The 23,743-nt window shown below is 67.6% G+C and carries 21 protein-coding genes; 8 read left to right on the top strand and 13 right to left on the bottom strand.

Going from position 1 to position 23,743, the window contains the following annotated elements; translation table 11 throughout:
• Positions 1–2: 2 nt before the first annotated feature.
• The gene (ctaD, locus tag AB4Z55_RS10940; protein WP_004019258.1) at positions 3–1,787 is read right to left on the bottom strand and encodes a cytochrome c oxidase subunit I; all 1,785 of its coding nucleotides are present in this window, start codon (positions 1,785–1,787) and stop codon (positions 3–5) included.
• Positions 1,788–2,078: 291 nt separating this feature from the next.
• Between ctaD and AB4Z55_RS10935 the strand changes: the two genes are divergently transcribed.
• Positions 2,079–3,119, top strand: a complete 1,041-nt coding sequence (locus AB4Z55_RS10935) for an ABC transporter substrate-binding protein (RefSeq protein WP_369519718.1) — start codon at positions 2,079–2,081, stop codon at positions 3,117–3,119.
• A 143-nt stretch (positions 3,120–3,262) separates the two neighbouring features.
• Positions 3,263–3,751 (top strand): carbonic anhydrase, encoded by a 489-nt coding sequence (locus tag AB4Z55_RS10930; RefSeq protein WP_004019256.1) that lies wholly within the window; start codon positions 3,263–3,265, stop codon positions 3,749–3,751.
• A 9-nt stretch (positions 3,752–3,760) separates the two neighbouring features.
• Here the strand turns inward: AB4Z55_RS10930 and AB4Z55_RS10925 are convergent, their stop codons facing one another.
• On the bottom strand, positions 3,761–3,931 hold the full coding sequence (locus AB4Z55_RS10925) for a hypothetical protein (RefSeq protein ID WP_180819312.1): 171 nt from the start codon (positions 3,929–3,931) through the stop codon (positions 3,761–3,763).
• A gap of 139 nt (positions 3,932–4,070) precedes the next feature.
• Between AB4Z55_RS10925 and AB4Z55_RS10920 the strand changes: the two genes are divergently transcribed.
• Positions 4,071–7,073, top strand: a complete 3,003-nt coding sequence (locus AB4Z55_RS10920) for a DEAD/DEAH box helicase (RefSeq protein WP_369519717.1) — start codon at positions 4,071–4,073, stop codon at positions 7,071–7,073.
• On the top strand, positions 7,070–7,879 hold the full coding sequence (locus tag AB4Z55_RS10915) for a hypothetical protein (RefSeq protein WP_354562169.1): 810 nt from the start codon (positions 7,070–7,072) through the stop codon (positions 7,877–7,879). The genes AB4Z55_RS10920 and AB4Z55_RS10915 overlap by 4 nt, the downstream gene beginning before the upstream one ends.
• Before the next feature lie 19 nt (positions 7,880–7,898).
• Here the strand turns inward: AB4Z55_RS10915 and nrdF are convergent, their stop codons facing one another.
• The 6 genes from nrdF to AB4Z55_RS10885 form a co-directional block, all read right to left on the bottom strand.
• On the bottom strand, positions 7,899–8,903 hold the full coding sequence (gene nrdF, locus AB4Z55_RS10910; protein WP_369519716.1) for a class 1b ribonucleoside-diphosphate reductase subunit beta: 1,005 nt from the start codon (positions 8,901–8,903) through the stop codon (positions 7,899–7,901).
• A 9-nt stretch (positions 8,904–8,912) separates the two neighbouring features.
• On the bottom strand, positions 8,913–9,566 hold the full coding sequence (locus AB4Z55_RS10905) for an SIR2 family protein (RefSeq protein ID WP_369519715.1): 654 nt from the start codon (positions 9,564–9,566) through the stop codon (positions 8,913–8,915).
• A 406-nt stretch (positions 9,567–9,972) separates the two neighbouring features.
• On the bottom strand, positions 9,973–12,165 hold the full coding sequence (nrdE, locus tag AB4Z55_RS10900; RefSeq protein ID WP_239402671.1) for a class 1b ribonucleoside-diphosphate reductase subunit alpha: 2,193 nt from the start codon (positions 12,163–12,165) through the stop codon (positions 9,973–9,975).
• 94 nt (positions 12,166–12,259) lie between these two features.
• On the bottom strand, positions 12,260–12,727 hold the full coding sequence (gene nrdI / locus AB4Z55_RS10895; protein ID WP_004019250.1) for a class Ib ribonucleoside-diphosphate reductase assembly flavoprotein NrdI: 468 nt from the start codon (positions 12,725–12,727) through the stop codon (positions 12,260–12,262).
• A gap of 200 nt (positions 12,728–12,927) precedes the next feature.
• The gene (locus tag AB4Z55_RS10890; protein ID WP_004019249.1) at positions 12,928–13,161 is read right to left on the bottom strand and encodes a redoxin NrdH; all 234 of its coding nucleotides are present in this window, start codon (positions 13,159–13,161) and stop codon (positions 12,928–12,930) included.
• A gap of 396 nt (positions 13,162–13,557) precedes the next feature.
• Positions 13,558–14,115, bottom strand: coding sequence for an NAD(P)H-dependent oxidoreductase (locus AB4Z55_RS10885; protein WP_064570662.1), 558 nt, complete (start codon positions 14,113–14,115; stop codon positions 13,558–13,560).
• A 118-nt stretch (positions 14,116–14,233) separates the two neighbouring features.
• On the opposite strand from AB4Z55_RS10885, the gene AB4Z55_RS10880 reads away from it, so the two are divergent.
• Both AB4Z55_RS10880 and hpxO read left to right on the top strand, forming a co-directional pair.
• Positions 14,234–14,860, top strand: coding sequence for a TetR/AcrR family transcriptional regulator (locus AB4Z55_RS10880; protein WP_064570663.1), 627 nt, complete (start codon positions 14,234–14,236; stop codon positions 14,858–14,860).
• A 109-nt stretch (positions 14,861–14,969) separates the two neighbouring features.
• Positions 14,970–16,127: an FAD-dependent urate hydroxylase HpxO gene (gene hpxO, locus AB4Z55_RS10875; protein WP_369519714.1), complete on the top strand. Its 1,158-nt coding sequence runs from the start codon at positions 14,970–14,972 to the stop codon at positions 16,125–16,127.
• A gap of 23 nt (positions 16,128–16,150) precedes the next feature.
• Here the strand turns inward: hpxO and eccB are convergent, their stop codons facing one another.
• Positions 16,151–17,647: a type VII secretion protein EccB gene (gene eccB / locus AB4Z55_RS10870; protein WP_369519713.1), complete on the bottom strand. Its 1,497-nt coding sequence runs from the start codon at positions 17,645–17,647 to the stop codon at positions 16,151–16,153.
• 224 nt (positions 17,648–17,871) lie between these two features.
• Here eccB and eccE point away from each other — a divergent pair, with 224 nt between their 5' ends.
• Entirely contained in the window at positions 17,872–19,587 is a 1,716-nt protein-coding gene (gene eccE / locus AB4Z55_RS10865) for a type VII secretion protein EccE (RefSeq protein WP_369519712.1), read from the top strand.
• A 31-nt stretch (positions 19,588–19,618) separates the two neighbouring features.
• On the opposite strand, the gene manA is transcribed toward eccE, so the two are convergent.
• The 3 genes from manA to AB4Z55_RS10850 all read right to left on the bottom strand — a co-directional run bounded on the left by manA (position 19,619) and on the right by AB4Z55_RS10850 (position 22,685).
• A complete protein-coding gene (gene manA / locus AB4Z55_RS10860) occupies positions 19,619–20,905 on the bottom strand; it encodes a mannose-6-phosphate isomerase, class I (RefSeq protein WP_354562175.1) in 1,287 nt (428 codons plus the stop codon).
• The gene (locus AB4Z55_RS10855) at positions 20,902–22,059 is read right to left on the bottom strand and encodes a hypothetical protein (protein ID WP_369519711.1); all 1,158 of its coding nucleotides are present in this window, start codon (positions 22,057–22,059) and stop codon (positions 20,902–20,904) included. Before AB4Z55_RS10855 ends, manA begins: the two co-directional genes overlap by 4 nt.
• Before the next feature lie 116 nt (positions 22,060–22,175).
• A complete protein-coding gene (locus AB4Z55_RS10850) occupies positions 22,176–22,685 on the bottom strand; it encodes a DUF3499 domain-containing protein (RefSeq protein ID WP_180819311.1) in 510 nt (169 codons plus the stop codon).
• A gap of 121 nt (positions 22,686–22,806) precedes the next feature.
• On the opposite strand from AB4Z55_RS10850, the gene AB4Z55_RS10845 reads away from it, so the two are divergent.
• Positions 22,807–23,328: a metallopeptidase family protein gene (locus AB4Z55_RS10845; RefSeq protein WP_004019240.1), complete on the top strand. Its 522-nt coding sequence runs from the start codon at positions 22,807–22,809 to the stop codon at positions 23,326–23,328.
• A gap of 88 nt (positions 23,329–23,416) precedes the next feature.
• On the opposite strand, the gene AB4Z55_RS10840 is transcribed toward AB4Z55_RS10845, so the two are convergent.
• Positions 23,417–23,680, bottom strand: coding sequence for a WhiB family transcriptional regulator (locus AB4Z55_RS10840; RefSeq protein WP_180819320.1), 264 nt, complete (start codon positions 23,678–23,680; stop codon positions 23,417–23,419).
• Between the last annotated feature and the right edge of the window lie 63 nt (positions 23,681–23,743).

Raw genomic sequence — 23,743 nt, 5'->3', positions numbered from 1 at the left:
GGTCAGCGCGGGTCGGGATCCGGAGATCCCTCGTGCGTTCCCACGGTGAACGGCTCGCGGCGAGCCTCTTCCATCTGACGGTCCTTGCCCGCTTCGTGACCCGGACCCACGTGCGCTTCGGCACGCATCCGGTCGATCATGTGCGGGTAGTGCAGCTCGAACGCCGGACGCTCCGACCGGATGCGGGGCAGCTCGGTGAAGTTGTGGCGCGGCGGCGGGCACGAGGTGGCCCACTCGAGCGAGTTGCCGAAGCCCCACGGGTCGTCGACGGTCACGACCTCGCCGTAGCGATAGCTGCGGAAGACGTTCCACAGGAACGGCAGGGTCGACAGGCCGAGGATGAACGCACCAGCCGTCGAGATCATGTTCAGCGTGGTGAAGCCGTCCGACGGGAGGTAGTCGGCGTAACGACGCGGCATGCCCTCGTTGCCCAGCCAGTGCTGCACCAGGAAGGTCATGTGGAAGCCGATGAACGTCATCCAGAAGTGGATCTTGCCGAGCCGCTCGTCGAGCATGCGTCCGGTCATCTTCGGGAACCAGAAGTAGATGCCGGCGTAGGTGGCGAACACGATGGTGCCGAAGAGCACGTAGTGGAAGTGCGCGACCACGAAGTAGCTGTCGGACAGGTGGAAGTCCAGCGGCGGGCTGGCGAGCAGGACACCGGTCAGACCACCGAAGAGGAACGTGACGATGAAGCCGACCGAGAACAGCATCGGCGATTCGAACGTCATGTGACCTCGCCACATCGTTCCGATCCAGTTGAAGAACTTCACGCCTGTGGGCACCGCGATCAGGAACGTCATGAAGGAGAAGAACGGCAGCAGCACGGCGCCGGTGACGTACATGTGGTGCGCCCACACCGCGGCCGACAGGGCTGCGATGGCGAGGGTGGCGTAGATCAGGCCCGAGTAACCGAAGATCGGCTTACGCGAGAAGACCGGGAAGACCTCGGACACGATGCCGAAGAACGGCAGGGCGATGACGTACACCTCGGGGTGTCCGAAGAACCAGAAGAGGTGCTGCCACAGGATGACGCCACCGTTGGCCGGGTCGTAGATGTGGGCACCGAACTGGCGGTCGACCTCGAGACCCATCAGCGCCGCGGTGAGCAGCGGGAAGATGAGGAGGATCAGGACGCTGGTCACCAGGATGTTCCAGGTGAAGATCGGCATGCGGAACATCGTCATACCGGGTGCGCGGAGGCAGACCACGGTGGTGACCATGTTGACCGCGCCGAGGATGGTGCCGAGACCACCGACGGCCAGACCCATGATCCACAGGTCGGCACCGATGCCGGGGCTGTGCACCGCATCGGTCAGCGGGGTGTACGCGGTCCAGCCGAAGTCGGCGGCACCGCCCGGGGTGATGAAGCCGGCGATCGCGATGGTCGAACCGAACACGAACAGCCAGAAGCCGAGTGCGTTCAGTCGCGGGAAGGCGACGTCGGGCGAGCCGATCTGCAGCGGCAGCACGAAGTTGGCGAAGCCGATCACGATCGGGGTCGCGTACATCAGCAGCATCACGGTGCCGTGCATCGTGAAGAGCTGGTTGAACTGCTCAGTGGACAAGAACTGCATGCCCGGCATCGCGAGCTCACCGCGCATCAGCAGGGCCATGAGGCCGCCGATGAGGAAGAACGCGAAGCAGGCAGAGATGTACATCATGCCGATCAACTTGTGATCGGTCGTCGTCAGCAGCTTGTAGATGAACGAACCCTTGGGCTGATAGCGCTCCGGGAACGGACGCACTGGAGCCACTTGCGTGGTGGGTTGGTCTACCGCGGTCACAGATCCTCCTCTTGCCCGAAACCCACTCCGAACCCCTTCGGACGTGGGTCGGCACATGAACAAACCGAGCGCTGGTTACTGATCCTAAACCCTCACCGGTGCCCGAGCCGAGCGGGTCCTACGATCTGTCGTATTCGATGTCGGAGCCGCCGGATCGGCAGTGCTCATCGGCGGTTTCTTCGACGACGCGCGGGGCTCTCGGAGCAGCCTCCCGGGCGCCGGTGTCCGGTGCCGCGGTGTGCGCTCCCGAGCCTACGCCGGGCACTGTGAGGCCGGTGCTAGGTTGGGCGGGTGCAACGCAGGGTCACGGTCGCGAACGAGGCTGACAGAAGTGTCGACGCCGGCACCCGCTTCTCCCTCCTCCGACGCGCGGGCCTGGCGACGACGATCGGGTTGACGATGGTCACACTGGCCGCCTGTTCGGGCGAACAGCCGCTGACGACCCCGGACGGCTCCCCCATCTCCACCGTGACCACACGAGTCGCCGAGGTGAACATCGTCTCGGCCGACCGCGACTACGCGACGACCTGCCTCGCGCCCACCGCGCCGGATGCCGGTCAGGCCGATGTCGAACGCATCGTCGTCACCGACCCCGCCGTTCTCGACGCACTCTGCGCACTCGGGCTCGGCCCCGAGGTCGTCGCGGTGGCGGCCGACCCCGGCTCCGTCCCGGCATATCTGGGTCCGCAGCTGACCGCGGTCCCGACCATCGGATCGGCCCCCGACACCGCAGCGGTCGCCGACGCCGACGCCGGCCTCGTGCTCACCACCGCCGACACCGCGGACTCGGCGCGACCGTTCACCGGCGTCCGTTCCGTCACCATCCCGGCCGAAGGCACCTGGCAGGAGAAGTTCCAAGCGGTCGCCGACGCCGTGAACCGCAGCGAGGCAGGTCGGGCCCGACTCGCCGAGTACACGACCGAGGCCACCAAGACCGGCAGACGGATGGATGCCGCCCACACGCAGGTGTCACTCGTGCGATTCGGGGACGACTCCGAGACGATCGCCGGGATGGACACCTTCGCCGGGCAGGTCCTCGGCGACATCGGCGTCCAGCGCCCCGCCCCGCAGCGCGTGCCGGACTCGTTCCCCGTCACCGACGAGAACTTCCGCGACGCCGACGCCGACCTCATCTATGTCAGCTTCGAGGGCGAGAAGGGTCTCGCCCACGGCGAGGACGTCCTGTTGAGCGACGAATGGCTCAGTCTCGGGGCACCCGTGTGGAAGCGCGTGCTCGCGGTCGACGACGCGCTCTGGTACGAGTCCTCGGGGCTCGCCGCCGCCTGGCTGGTCCTCAACGACGTCAAGGGATCACTCGACGGGAACTCCTGACCGGGTCGCCCTCTCGCGCAGGTGTAGCGCTTCGTTGCCCCAGGCGCAACGACTCACTACATCTGCACGGGTTGTCGCGGTCACTTCGGATCACCGGCGTCCTAACCCTCGCCGGGGCGGCGTCGACACATCAGGATCGGCGCATGAGTGTCACCGACGAATACCTCGCGAACAACGCCGAATACGCCAAGACCTTCGACGGCCCGCTGCCGCTGCCGCCCGCCAAGCACGTGGCGGTGGTGGCCTGTATGGACGCCCGACTCGACGTGTACCGCATCCTCGGACTGAACGACGGGGAGGCCCACGTCATCCGTAACGCCGGCGGTGTGGTGACCGACGACGAGATCCGCTCGCTGGCCATCAGTCAGCGACTGCTCGGCACCACCGAGATCATCCTCATCCACCACACCGACTGCGGCATGCTGACCTTCACCGACGACGACTTCAAACGACAGATCCAGGATGAGATCGGACAGAAGCCGGCCTGGTCGGCCGAGGCGTTCGGTGACCTCGACGACGACGTCCGCCAGTCGCTGACCCGCATCCGGAACAGCCCGTTCGTCACCAAGACCACGTCGCTCCGCGGTTTCGTCTTCGACGTCGCGACCGGACTCCTGCGCGAGGTGTCCTGACCTGAGGACCTAGTCGTCCGTCGAGCCGCCGCCCTCGGAGCGCTGAACCGCTTCGGGGGCGTTCTCACGCGTGGCCATCCCGCCCTCGCGCCCGTGGTCCTGCGGGCCGGGCGGATCCTTCTCCACTTCCTTCTCAGGAGCGTCTGTCTCGGACGTCTTGTGGTTGTCGGACTGTCCCATCGATACCTCCGTGCTCGTGCCGGCTGCGACGATCGTCGATACCCGGGGAGTCGGGCGGACAAACCACCTCGCTGTCCGGCCGGCCGCGCGACGCCCGGGCGGTGTCGGAGGCCACGGCTAAACTGGCCGACGATCCTCGATGCCACATGATTCGCCGTCCAGCGGTCAGACTCCCCCGGACTCTGCCCCGAAGCCTCATCTCGCCGAGCCCCTGCACGCCCTCTGGCGGCCGGGCGTCGGCATGGCGGTGTGGATCGACGGCGATGTGTCCGATCTCCCGCCACCCCTACGCGACCTCCTCGACGGACGACGTTTCCGCAGCGAGATCCCCGTCGTCGACGCCGACGATCGACGGCAGTTCGTGCGCGCCGCGACGCTCGGTCTGACGTCGGCGGTCACTTTGCTCGACGCATCGCGGTCGGTCCCGGTGACGGGTGACGTCCGGTGGTACCGGTACCTGCTCGACGGCGCGCGGTCGTTCGTGCGGTCCGGCACGGTGGTGCCGTCGGTGCAGCAGGTGGCCGGCGAGTGGATGGTTCGCTGGGTCGCCGTCGCGACACCGACGTGGCGCAGCTGGCACGCCGTCGTCGTGGGAAGCGCGCCGGACGCGCTGCTGCACAACGGTTCCGCGGCAGCTCTCGACGACTTCCTCACCGAACTCATCGACCACGAATGCCGTTCTGCCATCGCGCGTTCCGCGATCCGTCTCGGCGAACCGCGACCCGCGTCACCGATCGTGCGGGCACTGCTCCCCGACGCCGATCCCCGCCCACCCAGCTCGCCCGAACGCCTCGCGGCCGCCGCGGGCGGCTGGTCGAGATGGAATTCCGGCGCACCACGCGACGATCGTTCGCTGATCTTCCGCCTGCACGAGCCGGAGTACGACGATCTCGCCGAGGGCCAGTGGGACGACGCCTGGGCTGACGACACCTTCGAGGTGCCGAGCCGCACCGAGGTAGCCGAGTCCGCTCGGTGGCGACTGCAGGTCTGCCGGCGGAGCATCGACGGGCAGGTCGAACCCGTCGCACCGCACCGGCTCGACGCCCACGAGCTCGACGAGCTGACGACCGAACTGGCGACGGCCGTGCGCGAGTTCCCGGATCTCGGCCGGGCCGATCCCGACCGCGGCTCCCTCGACTTCCTGCTGCCGACCGAGGTCGCCGAAGAACTTTTCGCCACCGGCGCGGCGGCGCTCGGAGCGGCCGGCATCCCGGTACTGCTCCCCCGGACGATCGCCGAGGTCCGCCCGAGCCTGACGCTGCGCGCGCTCGCCCCGCCCGGTGGCGGTGCGCCGGCGGCGATGGTCGGCCTGCGGGAGATCCGCGAGTTCGAGTGGCGGCTGGCTCTCGGCGACACACCCGACGCCATCACGCTCACCGACGCCGACCTCGACGAGTTGTCCGGGCAGAAGGGCGACCTGGTCCGGGTGCGCGGGGTGTGGATGCGCGCCGAGGGTTCCGCGTTGACCCGGGCCGCCGCGTTCGTCGCCACCCAGCGCGCACTGGCCGCGACCGAACCGCCGAGCGACTTCGGCGAGCTGTTCAACCTCGTCACCGGCGAATCGGATCGGCTACCCGTTCCGGTCTCGCGCGTCGAGGGCCTGTCGTGGCTCGACGAGGTCGCCGACGGCGGTACCCTCCGACCCGAATCCATCACGCCACCAGCGGACCTGACCGCCACCCTGCGCCCCTACCAGCAGCGGGGGCTGGACTGGCTCGCCCATCTGTCGACGCTCGGGGTCGGGGGTGTGCTGGCCGACGACATGGGCCTGGGCAAGACGCTGCAGGTCATCGCGCTGGAGTGTCATGAGAGGAGCCGTCGGCCCGGTTCGCCCGAGGCCGAGCCCCCGAAGCCGACACTCGTCGTCTGCCCGATGTCACTGGTCGGCAACTGGGCACGCGAGTTCGCCCGCTTCGCGCCGACACTGCGGGTGGCGATCCACCACGGGCCGTCCCGCGAGTCCGGCGCCGCCTTCGCCGGGATTCGGGACTCCGTCGACGTCGTGGTCACGACCTTCGCGATCGCGGCGCGCGACCACGAGCTGCTGGCCTCCCGGCCCTGGCACCGGATCGTCGTCGACGAGGCGCAACACCTCAAGAATGTGAACACCATTGCGGCCAAAGCGGTTCGGACGGTCCCCGCCGATCACCGTGTCGCCCTCACCGGCACCCCGGTCGAGAACCGACTGGAAGACCTCCGCGCCGTCATCGACCTTGTCAACCCCGGTCTGCTCGGGTCGGCCTCGGTCTTCCGGGCGCGCTACGCCGAACCGATCGAACGAGACCGCGATCCGGCCGCGCTCCGACGACTCTCGGCGATCACCCGCCCCTTCATCCTGCGACGTGAGAAGAGCGACCCGGCGATCGCCGCCGACCTCCCGGAGAAGGCCGACTTCGCCGTCCGGGCCAACCTCACGGTCGAGCAGGCGGCGTTGTACCGCGCGGTGATCGACGAACTGATGGCAGCACTACGGGACAAACAGCAACGGACGCTACGACGCCGCAACGTGCTCGCGGCGCTGACCCGGCTCAAACAGGTGTGCAACCACCCGGCGCACTACCTCGCCGACGGCACCGACCTCGTCCGCGACGGCGAACACCGTTCGGGCAAGGTCGAACTGCTCGCCGACATCGTGTCCACGGTCGCCGACGAGGGCGACCGCGCACTGGTCTTCACCCAGTTCGCCGCCTTCGGCGACATGCTCTCGTCGTGGCTGAGTGCGGAGTTCGGCACCGAGATCCCGCTGCTCCACGGCGGTCTGGGCCGCACCGAACGCGACCGGATGGTCGCCGACTTCCAGGCCGACGACGGGCCACCGGTCCTGCTGGCGACGTTGAAGGCCGGGGGCACCGGCCTCAACCTGACCGCCGCCAACAACGTCATCCACGTCGACCGGTGGTGGAATCCGGCCGTCGAGGACCAGGCCACCGACCGCGCCTACCGGATCGGCCAGGACCAGAAGGTGTCGGTGCATCGGTTCGTCTGTGTCGGCACCATCGAGGAGCGTATCGACGACATGATCGCCAAGAAACGCGAGTTGTCCCGACTGACGGTTGCCGCGGGTGAGAACTGGGTGTCCGACCTCGCCGACGACGAACTCTTCGAGCTGTTCCGGCTGCGCGACGAGGCGGTCAGCGAATGACGGTGCGCAAGAAGGGCACGCAACGCCGGGGCGAGCGCGGCACGATCGCCGTCCGCGGTTACGGCCTCACCTCGTGGTCGCGCGGTTTCGTCGACGTCGTCGAGGGCCGCGGCTCCGACGGCGAGTCGGTTGCCGACAGTCGCCGCATCACGAAGGCGCGCAGGTACTTCCGTGATCGCCATGTGCGCGGCCTGCGGATCGGCGCCGGCCAGGTGACCGCTTCGGTCGAAGGCACCCAGCTCGAACCGTTCGACGTCATCCTGACCACTCGCACCGTCGACACCGCGACGCTCGCGACCCTTCTCCGAGAACGGGGCGCCGTCGACGAACTCATGCTGCTGACACGCGGTGAGCAACCACCGACGCTGGGTGAACTGCTGGTGCCCACCGAGTCCGCCGACGTCGAGACCGACTGCACCTGCCCCGACGAGGCACCGCGGTGCATCCACGCGCTCGTCACCTGTTACGAGGTGGCCGCCGAGATCGACCGCACCCCGCTAACCCTGCTCACGGTGATGGGTACCGATCTTCGGGCCCTGCTGGCCGAGATCGATTCGCGCCCCGCGGACACGCGAACATCGGACGAGGCCGGGGCATCGGACTCGTTGCGGCCCGACGACTTCTACGGCACCACCTCGACACTGCCACCGCTACCGTCGCCGTCGCGGATGAACCCGCTGACCGCACTCGACGGCGCGGAGCTACGCGCCGCATTGCGCGCGACCGGTGTGGCGCCCGCCGACATCGCCGAGACGATCGACGAACTCGGCGACCTCTACGACCGCCTCACCGCTGGCGATTCGTAGCATCCCGAGGGACTCGAGACTAGAAGTCCCAGTCCTCGTCCTCGGTGTTGACGGCCTTGCCGATGACGTATGAACTGCCCGACCCGGAGAAGAAGTCGTGGTTCTCGTCGGCGTTGGGCGACAGCGCCGACAGGATCGCCGGGTTCACGTCGGTCTCGTCGCGCGGGAACATCGCCTCATAGCCCAGGTTCATCAGGGCCTTGTTTGCGTTGTAGCGCAGGAACTTCTTGACGTCCTCGCTGAGCCCGACCTCGTCGTAGAGCGCCTCGGTGTAGTCGCTCTCGTTGTCGTACAGCTCGAACAGCAACTCGAAGGTGTAGTCCTTGAGTTCCTGACGACGCTCCGGGGTCTCGACCTCGAGCGCCCGCTGGTACTTGTAGCCGATGTAGTACCCGTGGACCGCTTCGTCGCGGATGATGAGACGGATCAGGTCGGCGGTGTTGGTGAGCTTGGCTCGGCTCGACCAGTACATCGGCAGGTAGAAGCCGGAGTAGAACAGGAACGACTCGAGCAGCGTCGAGGCGACCTTGCGCTTCAGTGGGTCGTCGCCACGGTAGTAGTCCATGACGATATGCGCCTTGCGCTGGAGTTGTTCGTTCTCCTCCGACCAGCGGAACGCCTCGTCGATCTCCTTGGTGGAGCAGAGCGTGGAGAAGATCGAGCTGTAGCTCTTGGCGTGCACCGACTCCATGAACGCGATGTTGGTGAGCACCGCCTCCTCGTGCGGGGTGGTCGCGTCCGGGATCAGCGACACCGCGCCGACCGTGCCCTGGATGGTGTCGAGCAGGGTGAGACCGGTGAACACCCGCATGGTGAGCTGCTTCTCGTACTCGGTGAGCGTGCCCCACGACGGGATGTCGTTGGACACCGGCACCTTCTCGGGCAGCCAGAAGTTGCCGGTGAGGCGATCCCACACCTCGGCGTCCTTCTCGTCGGGCACGCGGTTCCAGTTGATCGCCGAGACCCGGCTCACCAGCTTGATGGGCGCTCCGTCGGCGGGACTGTGGCGTTCGGTGGACGTCATTGGTTCTCCTTATACAACTGCGCTGGTATACAACCCTGAGCGCGCTCGACGGTCGCTCCTCATTAGCCCGAATCGCAGATCTACATCGCTGCGATCTTTGACGCGGTCGATCACTTTCGGAAGGACCTCATTCACGTCAACTCCTTCGTAAAGGACCACGCTGTTTGAGCGACCAAATCGCGGGTCCAGGGCGGGACCGACGCTACTCGGATCGACCGAGCCGAAAGCCCCCCACGCTACGTCCATACCGTCGAAGTCGTAGGCGTCAACGTTGGTGTTGAAGAACCGACTAATAACGTCGTCCCAGCCACCGTAACCCACCACGAAAACATCGTTCTCGCGTAGCCGCTTCGCTAGCGCGCGCTCAAGCCGAGGACGATTCTGAATCAGCTGGTGGTCGCAGTGAAGCGTATCGGTGTCCCGCCAGTATCCATGAACGTGTACGACCTCGACGAATCCGCTCTCGAGAGTCTTGAGGTGGCCATCCACGTCGAAAGCGTAAATGCGCGGGCGCCCTCCGACTCGCCGGAGGGCCACCTCTAGGAGGGGATCAAAATTCGTTGTGATGATCGATCCTCGCCTCTCTTCCGGGAGGCTAGCCATCAACACCGCGAGGCTTCGAACACCCCGGGGAATCTTCCAATCCCACTGGTCCTCTGCCACCGTCAAAGTCTCGTCGTCAACTCCGCCGAGTCGCGCATACTTCCGCGCGAGGTCGGGGCACGCATCAGCCACCGCTCGTTGCGTGATTTTGTTCAATTCGCGAGGACCAAGGTGCTGTCGAACGAACTCTGCGCCCGCACGATACTTACCGCCTTCATCGTCAGCCTCCATGACCCACTCGAGGAACTCGCGGTGTAACCCGCTTTCGTCGCACGCACACAGCATTCGCTGAAAGACCTCGGCTACGCCTGGCACTGTCGTCGAGGTAAGTCCTGAACCAGCGATAAATGAGATCTTGCGATCGCCTTGCGCTACAGTGCGCGCCAATCTAGCTTCAAATGCACTACCTGCCGCTACCAGCGTCATCGCTGACTCGCAATCTCAGCTCGCATCTCTCGCTGCGCTTTCACAGCATGCACGAAACGCAATTTTCCACCTCGGTCCCCTCGAGCGCGATCTGGCGCAGGCGGATGTAGTAGAGCGTCTTGATCCCCTTGCGCCATGCGTAGATCTGCGCCTTGTTGACGTCGCGCGTGGTGGCGGTGTCCTTGAAGAAGAGCGTCAGGCTGAGACCCTGATCGACGTGCTGCGTGGCCGCGGCGTAGGTGTCGATGATCTTCTCGTACCCGATCTCGTACGCATCCTGGTAGTACTCCAGGTTGTCGTTGGTCATGTAGGGCGCCGGGTAGTAGACGCGGCCGATCTTGCCCTCCTTGCGGATCTCGATCTTGGCGGCGACCGGGTGGATCGAGCTCGTCGAGTGGTTGATGTAGCTGATCGAGCCGGTCGGCGGGACGGCCTGCAGGTTCTGGTTGTAGATGCCGTCGCGCTGGACGGCCTCCTTCAGTTCGCGCCAGTCGTCCTGGGTCGGGATGGCGATCCCGGCCTGGCCGAACAGATCCCGCACCTTCTGGGTTTCCGGCTCCCACACCTTGTTCAGGTACTTGTCGAAGAACTCGCCGCTCGCGTACTTCGACTTCTCGAAGCCGGTGAACGCCCGGCCGCGCTCCTTGGCGATCCGGTTCGACGCGCGCAGGGCGTGGAACAGCACCGTGTAGAAGTAGATGTTCGTGAAGTCGATGCCCTCGTCGCTGCCGTAGAAGACCCGTTCACGGGCCAGGTATCCGTGCAGGTTCATCTGCCCCAGGCCGATGGCGTGAGAGTTGTTGTTGCCGAACTCGATCGAGGGCACGGAGGTGATCGAGGTCTGGTCGCTCACCGCGGTGAGACCCCGGATCGCGGTCTCGATGGTCTGGCCGATGTCGGGCGAATCCATCGTCTTGGCGATGTTCAGCGAGCCGAGGTTGCACGAGATGTCCTTGCCCACTTCGGCGTACGACAGGTCGTCGTTGAAGGTCGACGGCGTCGACACCTGCAGGATCTCCGAGCACAGGTTGGAGTGGGTGATCTTGCCGTCGATCGGGTTCGCCCGGTTCACCGTGTCCTCGAACATGATGTACGGGTACCCGGACTCGAACTGCAGCTCGGCGAGGGTCTGGAAGAACTCGCGGGCCTTGATCTTGGTCTTGCGGATCCGTCGGTCCTCGACCATCTCGTGGTACTTGTCCGTCACGTTGATGTCGGCGAACGGGACGCCGTAGACGCGTTCGACGTCGTACGGGCTGAACAGGTACATGTCGTCGTTGGCCTTGGCCAGCTCGAACGTGATGTCCGGGATGACCACACCGAGCGACAGGGTCTTGATGCGGATCTTCTCGTCCGCGTTCTCGCGCTTGGTGTCGAGGAAGCGGTAGATGTCGGGGTGGTGTGCGTGCAGGTACACCGCGCCCGCACCCTGCCGGGCACCGAGCTGGTTGGCGTAGGAGAACGAGTCCTCGAGCAGCTTCATGATCGGGATGACACCCGAACTCTGGTTCTCGATCTTCTTGATCGGCGCGCCGTGCTCACGGATGTTGCTGAGCAGCAACGCAACTCCGCCGCCTCGCTTGGACAGCTGCAACGCCGAGTTGATCGACCGGCCGATCGACTCCATGTTGTCCTCGATGCGCAGCAGGAAGCACGAGACCGGCTCGCCACGCTGCTTCTTGCCGGAGTTGAGGAAGGTCGGCGTCGCCGGCTGGAACCGACCCGAGATGATCTCGTCAACGAGGTTGCGGGCGAGCGTGGTGTCACCGTCGGCCAGGGTCAGCGCCACCATGCACACGCGGTCCTCGAAACGCTCGAGGTACCGCTTGCCGTCGAAGGTCTTCAGCGTGTAGCTCGTGTAGTACTTGAACGCCCCGAGGAAGGTCGGGAACCGGAACTTCTTGCCGTAGGCGTGATCGAACAGTTCGTTCACGAACGCGCGGTCGTACTTCGCGAGGACCTCGGGCTCGTAGTAGTTCTCCTCGATGAGGTAGTCGAGCTTCTCGTCGCGATCGTGGAAGAAGACGGTGTTCTGGTTGACGTGCTGCAGGAAGTACTGGTTCGCCGCCTCGCGATCCTTGTCGAACTGGATCTTGCCGTCGGCGTCGTACAGGTTGAGCATCGCGTTGAGCGCGTGGAAGTCGAGCTCTCCGGGATCATGCCCCGCAGGCCCGGGGTGCACGCCCGACTTGCTGGCTGAAGTGGTGTCCGAGACGGCGGCGGTGGGCGACACGACAGATGACTCCTGCAGATAGTGGTGGCTGAGGCCGATGATGGGCACGGTATCGACGGGGTACGACAAAGCCTGGTGACGCGCGAACGTCGGGTCAGGCGGGCGAGGCGCTGAGCGACACACCTGCCGCGAACGCCGGACTCTGGGCGAACTCCGCGAGCCCCGCGCGCACGCGGTCGACGTCGTCGGTGGTGCCCATCAGTTCGAATCGGTACAGGTAGGGCACCCGACACTTTCGTGCGATGACGTCGCCGGCGTAGCAGAACTCCTCACCGAAATTGGTGTTGCCCGCCGCGATCACCCCCCTGATCGACGATCGGTTGTGCTCGTCGTTGAGGAAGCGGATGACCTGCTTGGGGACGTAGCCGCCGGGTTGCCCCGTCGCCTTGCCCCCGCCGTAGGTCGGACAGACCAGGACGTACGGCTCGTCGACACGGAAAACACCGGTCCGATCGAGGAGCGGGATGCGCTCGGCGCGCATGTCCAGCTTCTGGACGAACCGGTGGGTGTTCTCCGATACGGAGGAGAAGTACACGATCAACGGCGATGCGGCTGCCGCCATGTCTCCTCCAACCTGGTCGTTCTCGTGGATCTCGCCCGCGGGGTCATGTCCTGGCGGGCGCTGTCGGTATCAACGCCGTGACCGGCGTGACCATTTCCTCGATGACTGCGGAGATGCGATGCGATCCGGCTTCCCCGTCGGATCGCTGTTCACATCGCCGGTCGGCGGACGTCGCCACCGTCATGGTGACGACCGTCGGATCAGGCAGCGGCAGTGGCGAGCGCCTTGATGCGGTCGGGACGGAAGCCCGACCAGTGCGCGTCGCCGGCGACCACGACGGGCGCCTGCAGGTAGCCGAGCGCCATCACGTAGTCACGCGCCTCGGCATCTTCGCTGATGTCGACGATCTCGTAGGACAGACCCTGCTTGTCGAGGGCCTTGTAGGTGGCATTGCACTGGACGCAGGCCGGCTTCGTGTAGACGGTGATTGACATTCGGAGGTACTCCTCGGGTCGTAGGAATCGCCAGTGACGTGCGGTTTTCCAGCGTGAAGATGGTGACCTGGATCACCATCTCGGCGGCTTTGTCGAGGAGTCGAACTGCTTCTCGTCTTGTGCCTGACTGGTAACGCAAACACTACACCTAGTGGCTGACATTTCTGACCACCACAAGGGGTTGTGAATAACATTGATGGAAGACGTGCAGGTCGGAGCGGTGCACGATCGTAAATCCGGGCGTGTCCGCCGCGTGTTCGGCGTGTCGCTCACAGGTTGTCCCGAGACGGTCCACAACATGTCCACCGCCCATCCACACCAGCACGCGGTCGACCCCCGGACACGACGACGCCGCGCCGGGCTGAGCCGGGCGCGGCGTCGGACGTCGTCGGGCGATCAGGCGCTGACAGCGACCTCGTCGACGAGTCGGGAGACCGAGGCGACGACCTTCTCGACGATGGCCGGATCGGTCAGACCACCCTCGGGAAGAGCGGCGACCTGCAGGCCGAGGTCGGCCTCCTCGATGGCACGACCGCCGGCGATGCCGACGGACTTGCGGGTGTCCTCACGGGTCCACGCGCCGCCGTACTGTCCGAGGGCCGCACTCAGGACCGCGACGGGCTTGCCGGTGAGCGCTCCGGTGCCGTAGGGCCGCGACAGCCAGTCGATGGCGTTCTTCAGCGCGGCGGGAATGGTGCCGTTGTACTCCGGGGTGGCGATCAGCACGCCATCGGCCGCCCCGACCACCTGGCGCAGCTTCGCCACGCCGGCGTCGAGCTGATCCTCGATGTCGACATCTTCGCTGTAGAACGGCAGCGAGCCGAGGTCGTCGACGACGGTGATGGAGACCCCCGACGGCGCGTTGTCCGCGGCCACGTGGGCGAGCTGACGGTTCAGGGATGCTGCGCGCAGGCTTCCGACCAGCGCGACCAGTTCGACGACTCGTTCCGACATGTGATTCCTCTCGATGGCACAGGGGTCCGTGGGGGTCCGCGAGACCTTGTCTACGACTTGCTCTAACCGGACCAGGGTCCGATTCATTCCGGATCTGGTCAAGAGTTACGCTCATCACGTGCCGAATGGGCCCGACCACTCCCCGCTCCACATCTCGCTCAACCCCTCGGGGACCGAACGTGCCGACGCCGCACGTAACCGGCGTCTGTTGCTGGCTGCCGCCAAGAACCTGATCGATCATCACGGCGCGGCCGCGGTGACGATGGAGGCCGTGGCGCGCGAGGCGGGTGTGGGCAAGGGCACGGTGTTCCGCCGCTTCGGCAGCCGGACCGGACTCATGCTCGCCCTTCTCGACCACAGCGAGTCCGAGATCCAGCAGGCGTACCTGTCGGGCCCGGAGCCGCTGGGTCCCGGTGCTCCCCCGCTCGACCGACTGCTCGCCTACGGGCGCGCGCGTCTCAAGCTCACCTCCGACCACCTGGACATCCTGCTGGAGGCCGGCGCGGGCGCCGAGGACTTCATGAGCCATCCGGTGGCCCGCACATCCACCCAACATGTGCAGATCTTGTTGCGGCAGCTGGGTTTCGACGGCGCGCTGGATTTCCTCGCACTCACCGTCCAGGCGCCGCTGTCGGCGAGTTCGGTGCGCTACCTGCTGGTGGACGTCGGGCTGGACCTCGAGACGATCACGCACCAATGGCAGGAGATGGTGACCGCGCTCGTCACCGGCCACCACCGGTCCTGACCGCACTGCTTCCGGCGGCTCGCGACGTCGCCGCGCCGACGACCGACGCGGCCGGTGTGCCGGACGCTCGTCGCGCGCCGCGGCGTCGGGACCCCTAGCCTGGGTTCCTGTGAAAGCAGTGATCATCGGCGCCGGTATGGGCGGGACCTCGGCGGCCATCGCGTTGCGACAACTCGGGCACGAGGTCGAGGTGTACGAGCAGGTCACCGAGAACCGGCCGGTGGGCGCGGCGATCTCGGTCTGGTCCAACGGGGTCAAGTGCCTGAATCATCTGGGCCTGGAAGCCGAGACGGCCGCGCTCGGCGGCATCGTCGACTCGATGAGCTACGTCGACGCTTTCACCGGAGAGACGATGTGCCGCTTCAGCATGGCACCGCTCATCGATGAGGTCGGGCAGCGTCCGTATCCGATCGCACGCGCTGACCTCCAGCTGATGCTGATGAACGCCTTCGGTCACGACGAGATCCGATTCGGCAAGAAGATGGTCGCCGTCCACGACGGCGCGGAACACGCCACCGTCGAATTCGCCGACGGCAGCACCGCTCACGGCGACATCGTGATCGCCGCCGACGGTGCGAGATCGCTCGCTCGCGACTACGTCCTCGGCCGCATAGTCGAACGCCGGTACGCGGGGTACGTCAACTTCAACGGGCTGGTCCCGATCGACGAGGAGATCGGACCGGCGACCGAATGGACCACCTACGTGGGTGATTCGCGCCGGGTGTCGGTGATGCCGGTCGCGGACAACAGGTTCTACTTCTTCTTCGACGTCACCATGCCGGAGGGAGCCCCGTTCGAACGCGGCACGGCGCGTGAGGTGCTCGCCGAGGAGTTCGCGGCATGGGCTCCCGGTGTCCAGAAGCTGATCCGGGCACTGGATCCCGAGACCACCAACCGGGTGGAGATCCTCGACACCGACCCGTTCCACACCTGGGTCAAAGGACGCGTCGCGCTGCTCGGCGACGCCGCGCACAACACGACTCCGGACATCGGCCAGGGTGGTTGCTCGGCGATGGAAGACGCGATCGCCCTGCAGTTCGCCTTCCGCGACCACGCCGACGACCCGCACGCGGCACTCACAGCCTACGAGAGGTCACGTACCGAGCGGGCCGCCGACCTCGTCCTCCGCGCGCGCAAGCGGTGCGACGTCACGCATGGCAAAGACCCGGAGGCAACCGCCGCCTGGTACGAGGAACTTCGATCCGAGGACGGCACGAACGTCATCCGCGGCATCGTCGGCAACATCGTCGGCGGTCCACTCACGTAGATCTGCGGCGGCACCGTCGCCGATCATCCGCCTGCCGACGGCGCCTCGGTGCGCTCCGCACCGGCCTCGAGCCGGGCGGTCTCCAGACCGTCGTGCGCCACGAGCGCGTTCTCGCGCGTCAGGCTCGGTCCGGGTGCCAGCAGGGTCACGACCGACCAAGGGGCGCGGGACGGGGAGTCCCCGAGCCCGAGGATTCCGCCGGTCTCGAAGTCGGGGATGCCGAACCGGACGCCCGAATCGTTGACATAGAACAGGGATTCGGTGCGCGAGCTGTCTGCTTCGTTGCCGGTCACCTGCAGGTACTCACCCGAACCCGGAGGCACGTAGACCGCATCGAGGTTCGGACCGGCGCCGTCGGACGAGGTCAGACGGACCGGCACCGCATCCGAACCGAGTGGGAGCTCGCGACCTGCGAGCAATGAGGTCTGCGCGCGGGGTTCGCCCGTGTCGCGAGTCCAGGTGCGGCACAGCGTCGGATCGCCGCTCACGTTCAGCAGCTCCGGTGCGATCTCGGGAAAGTCCGAGACGGGTTCTGAGCTCCGGGTTTTCAGCGCGGCGAGCTGTCCCGGTGCGACAGTGGCCACCGGCGCGGCGTCGGAGTCGGCCAATCGCATGAGCTCGGCGGTCGGGGCACTGATCTCCTGGACCCCGTCGCGCAGCACGAGGTGAAAGGTCGTGGTGTCGTCGACGCCGACCGATTTGACGACGCTGCCGATGCTCACGCCGTCGACCGCGCCCGGTTGCCCGGCACCCGGGATCTCCGGCACCGCAAGTGGATCGACCACGGGGAACGTGTTCAACAGGCCGGTGGACATCTGCCGGGGCGTGACCCCCTCGAGCCCGAGGGCGCGCATCACCGGCACGCTCGCGGTGTCGACCGAGGCGCGCACCGGACTCCAGACACCGTCTCGGAACAACTGGTACACGAGGAAGGTCTCGTCACCGGCGTCGACGAGTACGGCGTCGGCCGGGCGCGCCGTCCCGATCGAATCGCCGAGGCGCGGTGTCTCGGCGATGACGGTCAGTTCCACCGACTCGGTCGGCGCCTCCGACACCGTGGACGAATCGCACACCGTCCAGGTCGAGGAGTCCGGGTGCGACGATCCCGGCAGGGCGGCCGGCGCGCCGGGGATGCCCAGCAGGGGCCCACGCGGGTACGGCTTGAGCTTGTTGTCCCCGACCGACGTCGGCGACTCCGAACTCCCGGTCACCAGCCGCGCGGAGGCGAGGTTCAGCACGGGATGCAGGGTGTCCTCGATCAGCACGTAGGTGCTGCCGCTGTTCTTGCTGACGATGATCGTGGCGTCGCCGACCGAACCCTGCGGTCGGATGAGGCCCCAGATCCCGCACCCGCCGAGGACGAGCAGACCGAGCACCGTTCCGACCACGAGCGCCTGCAATTGGGAGCGCATGGGATCGTGCAGCATCCGGACGTCGCGCCGAACGAGCGCGTGCTCCAGCCGCTTGATCAGGAAACGATAACCGTTGACCTGGGCTTTGGTCGTCAGCTGACGTGCCACGACTCCCCCTGTCCGCACCCGTTCCACAGCGCCGGACCGGGTCCGGCGGCGGCCGGGCTGTGATCTCCTGCGGCATACCCCCTGCCGCGCGGTAGTAGCCTAACCGACAAACATGCCCCTGACGTGTGGGGCTCCACCGCTTGTGCACACACTCGGCGGGTGGCACACGGCGGTCGGCAGCGGTGATCGAGGGGGTCGCAACCGTGGAGCGGAACACGCGTGGGATGGCACTGCCCACACTCGTCCTGATCGAGGCGATCCTGGCGATCGGGCTCGTCGTGTGGACCGTGTCCGGCAGCGTCTGGGGCGCGACCGCACTCGGTGTCGCCGTCATCGTCTCGGCAGGCCTGGTGCACCTGGGCGATCGGCCGTCGGTGTTCGGCCGGATCGTCGCGCACCTGTCGTTCTCGTGGGCGCGCATGCGTCGCGACCACGCCGATCTGGCCCCGGCCCCCTTCGACATCCCATTGCCTGCGCCCAACACCCATGCCGCGGCCCGTCGTTCGACGGCGCCGACGACCATCGGTGCGCGATGGGTCGGCGACACCCTCGTGACGGTGGTCCGGGTGGACCCGGGAGGTCCCGCCGTCACCTATCTGACCCCCGGGCACAGCGAGATGGCCGATGAATCGGGCCAGGTGGTCCCCCTCGGTGTGCTCGCCGAGTGCATCAGCCCCTACGACATCCAGCTGAGCAGCATCGAGGTGATCAGCCACGGCGTGCGCGTCTGGGGTTCGGGCGTCGCGCCGGCCACCTACGACCGGACTCTGGGTCCGCTGTCGGCGACTGCCCAGCGGTCGGTTCTGGTCGTCCTGCGGCTGAACCCGCTCGATTGTGCCGACGCCGTCGCCCGCCGCGGCGGAGGCGCGACCGGCGCCCTGCGCACGGCGACCGTGACCACCCGCCGCGTCGCGAAAAGGCTTGCCGAACAAGGCCTGTCGACGACGATTCTGTCGGCCCCGCAGATCACCGCGATCACGACACAGCTGACCGAGGGGGCGACCCTCGACTCGCTGTCGGAGGAGCGCGACTCGATCGGCGTGGCGGGTCTGCGGATGCGCAGCGCAGCCGTCGAACCGGCCGCGCTGACCGCCGTGCTCCGCGACGTCTGGGTCAACTCCGCGGTCTCGACGACGGTCACCGTGAAGTTGCGTCCGCGAGCAGCCGAGCGCAGGCGGCGCGGTGAACGCACGACCGTCGAGGTGTCGGGGATCGTCCGATTCAACGAATTCCCGGCCGCGCAGCGCGCACTGACCGAGTGGCCGGCCGAGTTGATCCCGCTCGATGGTCGCCAATTCGATGCTCTCGCAGCCAGTCTCCCCATCTCGACCTCGACCCGCCTCGACCGGGCGGTTCCGGTACTCGCCGGAGCGGAGGCGGACGCGTTCCTCGCCTCGGCACGCCTCCCGGCCGGTGGTTGCGGACAGCTGATCGGGGCCGATCACGCCGGCCGTGCGGTCGCGACCCGGCTCGTCGGGCCCGGTATCTCCACGGTGTCGGTGGCCGCGGGCATCCACGTCGTCGCCCAGATCGCCCTGCGCGCCGTCGCGGTCGGCGCCGCCGTACGCGTGCACACCGACCGCCCGCACCGGTGGACACCGGTGGTCACCGCCGTGGGAGACCCGAGCGCGCTGTCACTCGCCGGTGACCGCACGCCCGCGCGCCCGGGCCCGGCCCTGGTCATCGTCGACGGGGTCACTCCGCCCTCCCCTGCGCCCGACACCACCCGGATGATCGTCGTCGCGCCGGGACTGGGAGAACCGACGGACGGCGCCACGGTCGCACTGCGGCAGAATCCGCGGACCCCGCAGGACATCTCGCTCGACACCGGCGACCGGCCCACCCTGGTCACGATGGTTGCGACCCCTGACGAATGGACCCTGATCGGCGGCTATCCGGAACCCGCCGCAGCCGCGGCGCCGGCACCCGTCCGGCACTGACCCGCAGCACCGACCGTGGTCTGCGGCCGGATCATTCGGCCGCGGTGGCCACCGTCGAGGTCAGTCCGGGATGCGCCGTGACCGCCGCCGGGACCAGCGCGCGGTAGAAGACCGCGCGAGCCGAGGCCGCGCGGACGATGACGTCCGGGTCGTCGTCGGTGATCCACATGGCCCGTCCGGCCGTCACGGTGAGCGGGGCCCCGCCCGCGGGCCGGACCTCCACCGCGCCGCTGAGCACGGCGAGGATCTGTGGGCCGGGCATGTCGAAGCAGATCGACGAGGCGTGATGGAGTCCGGTGCCGTCGAGTTCGACACGCGACAGCCGGAACTCCGGCGCGGGGGTGAGGTAGATCCGTTCGGCACCGATCGTCCGCACCTGCGGTGTCAGGTCGGCGACGTCGACGGGGGTGAAGTCGAGGACTCGCAACAGCTCGGGCACGTCGATGTGCTTCGGCGTCAGTCCACCGCGCAGCACGTTGTCGGAGTTCGCCATGATCTCCACACCGGTACCCCGGAGGTAGGCGTGCAGGTTGCCGGCGGACAGATAGAGCCCTTGCCCGGGTTCGAGGTGAATGTTGTTGAGCAGCAACGACGCGAGGACACCGGGGTCGTTCGGATAGGCCTCTCCGAGTTCACAGACGGTGCGCAGTTCGGCAACGAATTCGGACTCGCCCCCGCTGAGAACGGTGACCGCGCCGGCGAGCACCGCCGGGACGAGTTGACGGAGGAGGGACTCGGGCAGCGTCAACCACGTCGTGAACAGCGCGCGCAGCCCCTCGGAATCCGGCTGGCCGGCCAGCATCCCGAGATACGGGTCGAGTTCGCTCACCTGCAGTGCACGAAGCAACCGGACGGTGTCCTCCGGCCGGCGGAAACCGGCCAGGGCGTCGAACGGGGTCGTGGCGACGATCAGTTCGGGTTTGTGCCACGGGTCCCGGTAGTTGCGGTCGCGGGCCTCGAGACCGACACCGCGCGAGTTCTCACGTTCGAATCCCGCGCGGGCCTGCTCGGCGGACGGGTGTGCCTGGAGCGACAGCGGTTCCTCGGCGGCGAGCACCTTGAGGAGGAACGGCAGGCGCTCGCCGAAGGCGGCCGTGCTCGCCGCGCCGAGCGTGCCGACCGGATCGGCGTCGATCACATCGACGAGATCCTGCTGGATCCCGGCGACGTCCACACAGCGAGCCGAGCCCGCCGGGTGGGAACCGAACCACAACTCGGCCTCGGGATGCGCCGACGGGACGGGTCTGCCCTGCATCGACGCGATCGCCGTCCGTGAACCCCACGCGTAGGGGCGCACCACACCGTCGATAATCCTCATTGCATCGCGTTCCCAACCAGGCGGAGGTACACCGCCGCCATCTCGACCCGTAGTGCCACGATCAGGAAATCCAGTACATCCCCCGGGCCGTCGGCCACCGGATCCTCGCCCGGCGCCGGGCGCCGGTCGTCCCATTCCCGACCGTCCGAGCCCCCGGCGGCCGAAGTCCGCTCTGCACGATCGGCTCCGATGAGCACATCGACCTCGCCCAGGCCGGCGACGCGCTGGCGCGTGTACCACTCCCGCCGGCCGGTCGACACCACCTGAACTCGTGGCGCGGGGGCCGGCGGCGGTCCGTCGAAGTCGGGATCGTAGAAGATGGAGTCGGCGGCGGGTCCGCTGTCCGGACGCGCGCCGAGCAGCTGCACCATCCGCGAGACATCCGCGAGTTCGGCTGCGGCGCTGACGATCCCGGACAGGCCGACGAGCCCGGCAACCGCGTGACGGGCGATGGCCGCACCGGCTGGGCTGTCCGCGGTCCACACCGTGGGACGCCCCTGGACCCGAAGCGCCAACGACTTCGCGCGATTGTGAAAGGCGTCGCGTGCCGGATGCCCGGTGGTGGCCTCGGCGTCGAGCGCGTCGGCGAGGTCGTCGAGCACGGGCACGGCGCCGGTGAACCGGACCTGCGTCAGCGCCCCAAATATCGCGAGCAGCGCCGCCGCGAATCCGACGAACCGGAAACGCGGTTCGATGTCGAAGCGTGGCGCGAGATCGATTCCGTTGCCGCCCAGAGCATCCTGGAGCGGACCGGCCACCGGCGCGAGCACCACCACCTCCGCCCGCCGGCGTAACGCGCGCGCGGCCGCGTCGGCGAGTGCCATGTCCCCGGCGTCGTCGCCGGCGATGATCACGACATCCAGCGGCCCGATCCACCCGGGCAACACCGGTCCGCTGACCACCGGGACATCCACCCGGGCCGCCAGGGTCGCCACCGCGAACTCGGTGGCCCGATGCGACACCCCGCTGGACCCGTGGACCACGACCACGCTGCGCGGGCGCAGCTCGGCGAGCGGCGCGAGCACACCTTCGCGGACCGCTTCGGCAACGGCGCGTACCTGCGCACCGGCGAGCGCGACCGTTCTCAGCAAACCGTCGACATCGGCCGAGATCAGCTCCTCGGCGTCGTCGAGGTCGGGGGAACCGGTTCGCATGTGACCAGGGTAGCCAGCTCGCGGAGTCGGTGTGCATGGGAACGGCACATCGTCGCGGTGGCGACGCCCCTCCTCGACGTCGACGGAGTCCACGCCCCCCGCGCGGTGGTGACCGGTCAGTCGACCGGGTCCGGCAGTACCCGAAGGTGCCCGCGACGTCCCGGACGGGGGCGGGTCTGGTGTCGCGGGGCCCCGGCCGGCTGCGACGGTGCATCGACCGGTCCGGCGCGGTGGCGCCCCGATCGACGATCCTCCACGGCCTCGCGGTGAGCGTCGGCGAAGTGGGTGTCCTCGAAGGCGTCGAGTGCGTCGATGGGACCGCGGTCGACATACCGCGGGCGTCCGCCCCCGGCGACGGCCCCGGCTTCCCGAACCGCCTCGGCGAGGGCGGTCAGCTCCTGATCCTCGGCCGGCGGCGCGGAGAAACCGCGCTCGCTGCGCAGCATCTCCCAACCCCGCGGGACGGTGATCCGGCGGGCGTGGTCCTCGCAGAGGTCCCAGGAGTGCGGCTCCTGCGACGTCGCGAGCGGACCGATCACCGCGGTCGACTCGGCGTAGACGAAGGTCAGGGTAGCCACCGCGGATCGGGCGCAGCCGGGTCGGCAGCACAGTCGGGGAAGCTTCACGTGACGAGATTAGCCCTCGTCGCTCGCAACCACCTCGACGACACGCTCACGGCGCGGGCGCCGGCGAAGACACGGGCGGCCGGAGGAGACAGGGGCTCACCCGACCTCCTACACTCTCGCCATGCGTATCGACCCGAAGCCGACTCCACGTGGCTCCTCCGGCCTGCCGGAGTCCCGCCGCGGCCGGCGGCGGGTGGGGCGTCATCGTGATCGTCGCGGACGTGGACTTCGCTCGCCGCTGCTCCCCCAGGGGGTGCCCGCGCACAACAGCCGATCCGACGAATTCGACGCGGTCGCGCTGGAGGCATTCGCGGAGATCGACGCGCAGTGGCATGACCAGATCGCCGGCCTCGACATCGCCGTCGACGAGATCCCGCGGCTGCTGCCGCGCGATCCGGAGACCGTCGAGTGGCCCGACGAGGTGACCGCCGACGGCGCCGTCCCACTGGCTCGGCTGATTCCCGCCGGGATGGATGTGAACGGTGCGCCGACGCGTGCGCAGATCATCCTGTTCCGCCGGCCGCTGGAGTCCCGGGCCAAGAAGGGCACCGAGTTGCTGGATCTGATCCACGAGGTCCTCGTGCAACAGGTGGCGACCCACCTGGGCGTCGACGAAGACACGATCGACCGCGGACCAGAGTGATCCGCGGTCGAGTACTGCGGTAGCCGTTCGGCCGGCCGACAGTGAGGTCGATCGATGCGTCGGGCGATCCCCGGATGGGGCCGCCGACTCAGATGATGCCGCGCTTGAGGCGACGGCGCTCACGCTCGGACAAGCCGCCCCAGATCCCGAAGCGCTCGTCGTTGTGCAGTGCGTACTCGAGGCATTCGGATTTCACCTCGCAGCCCTGGCAGATCCGCTTGGCCTCGCGCGTCGACCCACCCTTCTCGGGGAAGAACGCCTCGGGGTCGGTCTGCGCGCACAGGGCGCGGTCCTGCCACTGGTCCTCGACGGCGTCGAAGAGATCGTCGAAGTCGTTGGGCACCAACGACAGATGACGACGGCCCGGGTCGGCGTCGTCGGCGACGGGCGTCCCTAAGTCGGTGCCGACACCGAC

Origin of the sequence: Gordonia sp. ABKF26 (genome assembly GCF_041103195.1) — a bacterium.
In the GTDB taxonomy this organism is placed as follows: domain Bacteria; phylum Actinomycetota; class Actinomycetes; order Mycobacteriales; family Mycobacteriaceae; genus Gordonia; species Gordonia terrae.
The sequence above is the reverse complement of the archived record's forward strand: the minus strand, read 5'-3'. Positions and strand labels throughout refer to the sequence as shown.

Bases quoted from the DNA above. Each gene is read 5' to 3' on its own strand.
- AB4Z55_RS10930 (WP_004019256.1), top strand. From the start codon at position 3,263: ATGAGTGTCACCGACGAATACCTCGCGAACAACGCCGAATACGCCAAG.
- AB4Z55_RS10925 (WP_180819312.1), bottom strand. From the start codon at position 3,931: ATGGGACAGTCCGACAACCACAAGACGTCCGAGACAGACGCTCCTGAG.
- AB4Z55_RS10920 (WP_369519717.1), top strand. From the start codon at position 4,071: ATGCCACATGATTCGCCGTCCAGCGGTCAGACTCCCCCGGACTCTGCC.
- AB4Z55_RS10915 (WP_354562169.1), top strand. From the start codon at position 7,070: ATGACGGTGCGCAAGAAGGGCACGCAACGCCGGGGCGAGCGCGGCACG.
- nrdF (WP_369519716.1), bottom strand. From the start codon at position 8,903: ATGACGTCCACCGAACGCCACAGTCCCGCCGACGGAGCGCCCATCAAG.
- nrdI (WP_004019250.1), bottom strand. From the start codon at position 12,727: ATGGCGGCAGCCGCATCGCCGTTGATCGTGTACTTCTCCTCCGTATCG.
- AB4Z55_RS10890 (WP_004019249.1), bottom strand. From the start codon at position 13,161: ATGTCAATCACCGTCTACACGAAGCCGGCCTGCGTCCAGTGCAATGCC.
- AB4Z55_RS10885 (WP_064570662.1), bottom strand. From the start codon at position 14,115: ATGTCGGAACGAGTCGTCGAACTGGTCGCGCTGGTCGGAAGCCTGCGC.
- eccE (WP_369519712.1), top strand. From the start codon at position 17,872: ATGGCACTGCCCACACTCGTCCTGATCGAGGCGATCCTGGCGATCGGG.
- manA (WP_354562175.1), bottom strand. From the start codon at position 20,905: ATGAGGATTATCGACGGTGTGGTGCGCCCCTACGCGTGGGGTTCACGG.
- AB4Z55_RS10855 (WP_369519711.1), bottom strand. From the start codon at position 22,059: ATGCGAACCGGTTCCCCCGACCTCGACGACGCCGAGGAGCTGATCTCG.
- AB4Z55_RS10845 (WP_004019240.1), top strand. From the start codon at position 22,807: ATGCGTATCGACCCGAAGCCGACTCCACGTGGCTCCTCCGGCCTGCCG.